The 6,694-nt window shown below is 52.5% G+C and carries 4 protein-coding genes and 2 pseudogenes; all 6 read left to right on the top strand.

All coding sequences use genetic code 11. The annotated features are described in order from the left end of the window. A pseudogene (locus CAG65_RS08930) lies at positions 1-171 on the top strand (3-hydroxyacyl-ACP dehydratase FabZ); the annotation flags it as partial. A 1-nt stretch (position 172) separates the two neighbouring features. Then, positions 173-961: an acyl-ACP--UDP-N-acetylglucosamine O-acyltransferase gene (gene lpxA / locus CAG65_RS08925; RefSeq protein ID WP_021705833.1), complete on the top strand. Its 789-nt coding sequence runs from the start codon at positions 173-175 to the stop codon at positions 959-961. Positions 962-1,084: 123 nt separating this feature from the next. Continuing rightward, on the top strand, positions 1,085-2,230 hold the full coding sequence (lpxB, locus tag CAG65_RS08920; protein WP_161453402.1) for a lipid-A-disaccharide synthase: 1,146 nt from the start codon (positions 1,085-1,087) through the stop codon (positions 2,228-2,230). A gap of 3 nt (positions 2,231-2,233) precedes the next feature. Then, positions 2,234-2,851: a ribonuclease HII gene (gene rnhB / locus CAG65_RS08915; protein ID WP_161453401.1), complete on the top strand. Its 618-nt coding sequence runs from the start codon at positions 2,234-2,236 to the stop codon at positions 2,849-2,851. 75 nt (positions 2,852-2,926) lie between these two features. Further along, positions 2,927-6,406 (top strand): DNA polymerase III subunit alpha, encoded by a 3,480-nt coding sequence (gene dnaE / locus CAG65_RS08910; RefSeq protein WP_021705830.1) that lies wholly within the window; start codon positions 2,927-2,929, stop codon positions 6,404-6,406. A 46-nt stretch (positions 6,407-6,452) separates the two neighbouring features. Beyond that, positions 6,453-6,694, top strand: a pseudogene (locus CAG65_RS08905) (acetyl-CoA carboxylase carboxyl transferase subunit alpha); the annotation flags it as partial.

The following is a 6,694-nucleotide window of genomic DNA, read 5'->3' as shown; positions in this document are numbered from 1 at the left end:
AGCGTCGATAACGCCAAGTTCCGCAAGCCAGTGACACCCGGTGATCAACTGGTGATCGAAGTTGAATTTGTGAAAGAGCGCCGTGGCATCGCTGCATTTAACGGTGTTGCGAAAGTTGATGGTGACGTTGTTTGTTCTGCTGAATTGAAGTGTGCACGCCGAGAGTTCTGATATGATTCATGAAACTGCTCAAATCCACCCGGCAGCGGTGGTCGAAGACGGGGCCGTCATTGGCGCCAATGTCAAAGTCGGGCCATTTACTTATATCACTTCGGGTGTGACGATCGGTGAAGGGACCGAAGTGATGTCGCATGTGGTGATCAAGGGCAATACAGTGATCGGCAAAGAGAACCGTATTTTCCCACAAGCGGTGATTGGCGAAGAAAACCAGGATAAGAAATACGGCGGCGAAGACACCAAAGTGATCATTGGCGATCGCAACGTGATTCGTGAAAGTGTTCAGATCCACCGGGGAACAGCGCAAGACAAAGGCGAAACGGTTGTCGGCGATGACAACCTGTTTTGTGTTAATGCCCATATTGCGCACGACGTTATTGTCGGGAGCCACACTCATATCGGCAACAACTCGATCTTGGGTGGGCACGTTACGGTCGACGATTACGCGGGGGTCATGGCCTTGTCTGCGATCCATCCGTTCTGCACCGTGGGAGCCTACGCGTACATCGGTGGATGTTCTGCGGTGGTTCAGGATGTACCGGCTTACGTACTGGCGCAAGGGAACCACGCATCACCATTTGGTCTGAATCTGGTTGGCCTGAAACGCAACGGATTTGAAAAAGCGGAAATTCGTGCATTGCAGAAAGCGTACAAGGAAATCTATCGCTCAGGTAAAACGCTGGAAGAAGTCAAACCGGTGCTGAAAGAGATGGCACAAGAGTGGCCGTCGGTGGCCCGTTTCTCTGACATGCTGGAAAACACTGAGCGTGGCATTATCCGCTAACATCGGATACTGATACCACACAAAAGATCGCCGTTTCACGATGGCGGTCTTTTTGTGTTTTATGGCAAGCGCTTAAGGTTTGAGCGTTAGGCATAAAATACAACAGGACAAACGGAACGGAAGATGAACAAACCATTACGCATTGGTATTGTGGCCGGCGAGCTGTCGGGTGATACGTTGGGTGAAGGCTTTATCAAAGCGGTAAAACAGTACTATCCGGATGCCGAGTTTGTCGGCATTGGCGGTCCGAAAATGATCGCCCAAGGCTGCGAATCTTTGTTTGATATGGAAGAGTTGGCGGTGATGGGACTGGTTGAAGTCCTCGGGCGCTTGCCGCGTTTGCTGAACGTCAAAGCTTCTCTGGTGAAGTACTTCACTGACAATCCACCGGATGTTTTTATCGGCATTGATGCGCCGGATTTTAACCTGCGTCTTGAGCTAGATCTCAAACAGGCCGGGATCAAAACCGTGCACTATGTCTCTCCGTCAGTCTGGGCCTGGCGTCAAAAACGCATTCACAAGATAGCCGACGCGACTAACCTGGTCTTGGCATTCCTACCGTTCGAAAAGGCGTTTTACGACCAGTTTGGTGTGCCGTGTGAGTTTATTGGCCATACGCTGGCGGATGCGATTCCGCTGGTCTCTGAGCAAGCGCCGGCCCGAGAACTACTGGGGCTAGATCAGGATCGTAAATGGCTGGCGGTCTTGCCAGGCAGTCGAGGCAGCGAGCTGAAAATGCTGGCGGAGCCGTTTATTGACACGTGCAAAAAGCTACATCAGACGTATCCGCAACTTGGTTTTGTGGTGGCTGTGGTCAATCCGAAACGCAGTGAACAGTTCGAAGCTGCGTGGCAGGCGCTGGCACCTGAGTTGGATTTCCGCTTGGTCGATGATACGGCCCGTAACGTGATTACCGCGGCCGATGCGGTGATGCTGGCGTCCGGAACGGTTGCACTGGAATGCATGCTACTAAAACGTCCGATGGTGGTGGGGTACCGGGTCAACGCCCTGACGGCGTTTCTCGCCAAGCGGCTACTCAAAACCAAGTACGTATCACTGCCCAACATTCTTTCTGACAGTGAATTGGTCAAAGAACTGCTACAGGAGGAGTGCACCGCCGATAACCTTTATCGTGAAGTGGTCACCTTACTGGAGTCCGACAACCGCATCATGCTGGATAAGTTTACCGAAATGCATCACTGGATCCGTAAAGACGCGGATGCCCAAGCGGCGAATGCCGTCCTGACACTCATTAACAAGCAGAAGTAACCCATGGCAGTAGAAAAAAAAACGCTTCCTCCGTTTGAATACCCTCAAGGCTACCAGCTAATTGCTGGTGTGGATGAAGTCGGGCGTGGGCCGTTGGTTGGAGATGTGGTGACCGCGGCGGTGATCCTGGACCCGAACAACCCGATTGAAGGGCTGACGGATTCCAAAAAACTCTCAGAAAAAAAGCGTCTGGCCTTATTGCCGGAAATTAAGCAAAAAGCGCTGGCATGGTCAGTCGGACGCTGTTCACCGCAGGAGATCGATCAACTGAACATTCTCCAGGCAACGATGGTGGCGATGCAACGCGCGATTGCTGGTCTGGCGATTCAGCCGGATATGGCATTGATTGATGGTAATCGTACACCAGAGTTGCCCATGGCCGCTCAGGCGGTGGTCAAGGGGGACCTGCGCGTTGCTGAGATCAGTGCGGCCTCGATTCTTGCCAAAGTGGTGCGTGATCAGGAAATGGAAGCGCTGGATGTGCTCTATCCGCAATTCGGTTTTGCCCAGCACAAAGGCTATCCGACCAAAGCCCATTTTGAGGCCATTGAGCAACACGGTGTGATCGATCAGCACCGCAAGAGTTTCAAGCCAGTCAAAAAGGCACTTGGCTTGGACTAGTGCTTTATTCTGCAGGCTATTCACGTAAAATAGCCTGATTATGTTCGGAAATTTGAGTTACCCCGGAAACCGTTAATGTCAGACCCTAAGTTTATCCACCTGCGTGTTCACAGCGACTTCTCCATGATTGACGGCCTGTCCAAAGTGCCGCCGTTAGTCAAAAAAGTCGCCGAAATGGGCATGCCGGCGATGGCACTCACCGATTTTACCAACCTGTGTGGTCTGGTGAAGTTTTACGGCACCGCACACAGCTGCGGGATCAAGCCGATCATCGGGGCTGACTTTGCCATGCAGTCGCCAGAGTTTGGAGACGATCTAACTCGTCTGACAGTGCTGGCGGCCGACAACGTCGGCTATAAAAATCTGACACTGCTGATCTCGAAAGCCTACTTACGTGGTCACATTCAACATCAACCGGTGATCGATAAAGAGTGGCTGGCAGAGCACGCCGAGGGGCTGATCCTGCTTTCCGGCGGTAAGAGCGGTGAGGTCGGCAGAGCGTTGCTGAAAGGCAATACGGCGCAGGTTGAGCGTTGCGTGGCGTTTTATCAGCAGTATTTCCCTGAGCGGTTTTACCTTGAACTGACCCGTACCGGACGCCCCGACGAAGAGAGCTATCTGCATTTTGCTCTTGAGCTGGCACAGCAGGCAGAATTGCCTGTAGTGGCGACGAACGATGTGGTGATCCTTGATCAGGAGCTGTTCGAAGCGCATGAGATTCGTGTGGCAATTCATGATGGATACACTCTGGAAGATCCGCGCCGGCCGAAGAATTACAGTCCGCAGCAATACCTGCGCAGTGAAGAGGAAATGTGCGCTCTGTTTGCCGACATTCCGGAAGCGCTGGAGAACTCGGTAGAAATTGCCAAACGTTGTAATGTGACCGTGCGGCTTGGCGAATATTTCCTGCCCGCGTTCCCGACCGAAGGGATGGCGGAGACTGACTTCCTGGTAATGAAGTCTCGTGAGGGGCTGGAAGAGCGCCTTGAGTTCCTTTTCCCTGACGAGCAAGTGCGTGCAGAACAACGTCCTGCTTACGACGAGCGCCTACAGATTGAGCTGGACGTGATCAACCAGATGGGATTTCCTGGTTACTTCCTGATCGTAATGGAGTTTATCCAGTGGTCGAAGGACAATGACATTCCGGTAGGACCCGGGCGGGGATCCGGCGCCGGCTCACTGGTGGCGTATGCCCTGAAAATCACCGATCTCGATCCGCTGGAATATGATCTGCTGTTCGAACGATTCCTTAACCCGGAGCGGGTGTCGATGCCCGATTTCGACGTCGACTTCTGTATGGACAAGCGGGACAAGGTAATTGATCACGTTGCCGAGATGTACGGCCGGGATGCGGTATCTCAGATCATTACTTTTGGTACCATGGCGGCCAAAGCGGTCATTCGCGACGTTGGCCGGGTGCTGGGACATCCCTTTGGCTTTGTTGACCGGATTTCCAAACTGGTGCCACCGGATCCGGGCATGACGCTTGAGAAAGCGTTCAAAGCGGAACCGGCGTTACAGGAACTGTACGACGCCGATGAAGAAGTTAAAGAACTGATCGACAAATGCCGGATCCTGGAAGGGTGTACCCGTAACGCGGGTAAACACGCCGGGGGCGTGGTGATCTCTCCGACCACCATCACCGACTTTGCGCCCATTTATGCAGATGCAGAAGGGCACTTCCCGGTGACTCAGTTTGATAAGAACGATGTCGAAACGGCAGGGCTGGTGAAGTTTGACTTTCTTGGCCTGAGAACCTTGACCATCATCGACTGGGCGCTGGGCCTGATCAACCCGCGTCTGGAGAGTGAAGGGCGTGAACCGGTGCGGATCGAATCGATTCCACTGGTGGATGAGGCATCATTCCGGATGCTGCAAAACTCCGAAACCACCGCGGTTTTCCAGCTCGAATCTCGCGGGATGAAAGAGCTGATCAAACGTCTACAACCGGACTGTTTTGAAGACATCATTGCTTTGGTGGCCCTGTTTCGTCCGGGGCCGCTGCAGTCTGGTATGGTGGATAACTTTATCGACCGTAAGCACGGCCGGGAAGCGATCTCCTATCCGGATGAAAAATGGCAACATGAGTCATTAAAAGAAATTCTGGAGCCAACCTACGGCATCATTCTCTATCAGGAGCAGGTGATGCAGATCGCTCAGGTGCTGGCCGGTTACACCTTGGGTGGCGCCGACATGCTGCGCCGTGCGATGGGTAAAAAGAAACCGGAGGAGATGGCCAAGCAGCGCGCGGTGTTCCAGGAAGGGGCCGAAAATAATGGCATCGACGGTGAACTGGCGATGAAAATCTTTGACCTAGTAGAGAAATTTGCAGGTTACGGCTTTAACAAATCGCACTCCGCCGCCTATGCTTTGGTGTCGTACCAGACCTTATGGCTCAAAGCGCATTATCCTGCCGAGTTCATGGCGGCGGTCATGACGGCCGATATGGATAATACCGAAAAAGTGGTTGGCCTGATTGACGAATGTATCCGCATGAAGCTAAAAGTGCTGCCACCGGACATCAACGCGGGTCTGTATCGGTTTAACGTTGATGAAACGGGCGCGATCGTTTACGGCATCGGGGCTATCAAGGGCGTTGGTGAAGGTCCGATTGAAGCGATACTTGAAGCGCGCAACAAAGATGGCTATTTCAAAGATTTGTTCGATTTCTGTGCTCGCATCGACCTGAAGAAAGTCAATAAACGAGTGATAGAAAAACTGATTTATGCCGGAGCCCTCGATCGCCTTGGCCCTCACCGTGCTGCGATGATGGCGTCACTGGATGATGCGGTGAAAGCGGCCAGCCAGCACCATCAGGCAGAGGCTTTTGGTCAGACCGATATGTTCGGTGTTTTGACCGACGCACCGGAAGAAGTCGAGCACAAGTACACCAAAGTGCCACCTTGGCCGGAAAAAGTTTGGCTGGAAGGTGAGCGTGATACACTGGGCCTGTATTTGACCGGGCACCCAATTAACGCCTATATCAAGGAACTCGGTAAGTACACCAGTTGTCGACTAAAAGACGCCACTCCGACCCGGCGCGATCAAAGCGTTACCGTGGCCGGGCTGGTCATTGCGGCCCGAGTGATGACGACGAAACGCGGTACGCGAATTGGCATCATGACCCTGGATGACCGCAGTGGTCGTATGGAAGTGATGCTGTTCTCTGATGCGTTGGAAAGGTATGCAGAGCTGCTGGAAAAAGATAGAATTTTGGTCGTTTCCGGACAGGTCAGCTTTGATGATTTCAATGGCGGTCTTAAAATGTCGGCGCGCGAGGTTATGGATCTCGGTGCCGCACGTGAAAAGTACGCTCGTGCCTTGTCCGTATCGATCAATGCAAAGCAGATTGACGATCAGTTTTTTGAGCGCTTTAGTCAGATCCTGGAGCCTCACCGGGCAGGCACTGTCCCAGTCAATGTATACTATCAAAAGGCCGATGCCCGGGCGCGTTTGACGCTGGGTACCGAATGGCGCATTACGCCATCAGATACATTGCTAGATGAATTAAAACAGTTACTTGGCAAAAGCCAGGTAGAACTCGAATTTAACTAAAATTCGATTCTGAAGCAGAAAGAGTCGAGTAGAAAAGGATCCCTAGATGAGCCTAAATTTTTTGGAATTTGAAAAACCTATTGCCGAACTTGAAGCCAAAATCGAAGCACTTCGTGATGTTTCTCGTCACGGTGGTGAGTCAGGCGTCGATCTGGAGAAAGAAATCCAGCAACTGGAAAAGAAAAGCCTGGAGCTGAAGAAAAAAATCTTCAGTGACTTGGGTGCCTGGGAAACCGCTCAACTGGCCCGTCACCCGCTGCGTCCGTATACACTGGATTACATTGAGCA

It is taken from the genome of Vibrio sp. V39_P1S14PM300 (assembly GCF_009904765.1).
Classification (GTDB): domain Bacteria; phylum Pseudomonadota; class Gammaproteobacteria; order Enterobacterales; family Vibrionaceae; genus Vibrio; species Vibrio proteolyticus.
This window is presented reverse-complemented; position numbering and strand designations above follow the sequence as displayed.

What these genes read in the sequence shown, in the direction of transcription:
- lpxA (WP_021705833.1), top strand. Translation starts at nt 173, where the DNA reads ATGATTCATGAAACTGCTCAAATCCACCCGGCAGCGGTGGTCGAAGAC.
- lpxB (WP_161453402.1), top strand. Translation starts at nt 1,085, where the DNA reads ATGAACAAACCATTACGCATTGGTATTGTGGCCGGCGAGCTGTCGGGT.
- rnhB (WP_161453401.1), top strand. Translation starts at nt 2,234, where the DNA reads ATGGCAGTAGAAAAAAAAACGCTTCCTCCGTTTGAATACCCTCAAGGC.
- dnaE (WP_021705830.1), top strand. Translation starts at nt 2,927, where the DNA reads ATGTCAGACCCTAAGTTTATCCACCTGCGTGTTCACAGCGACTTCTCC.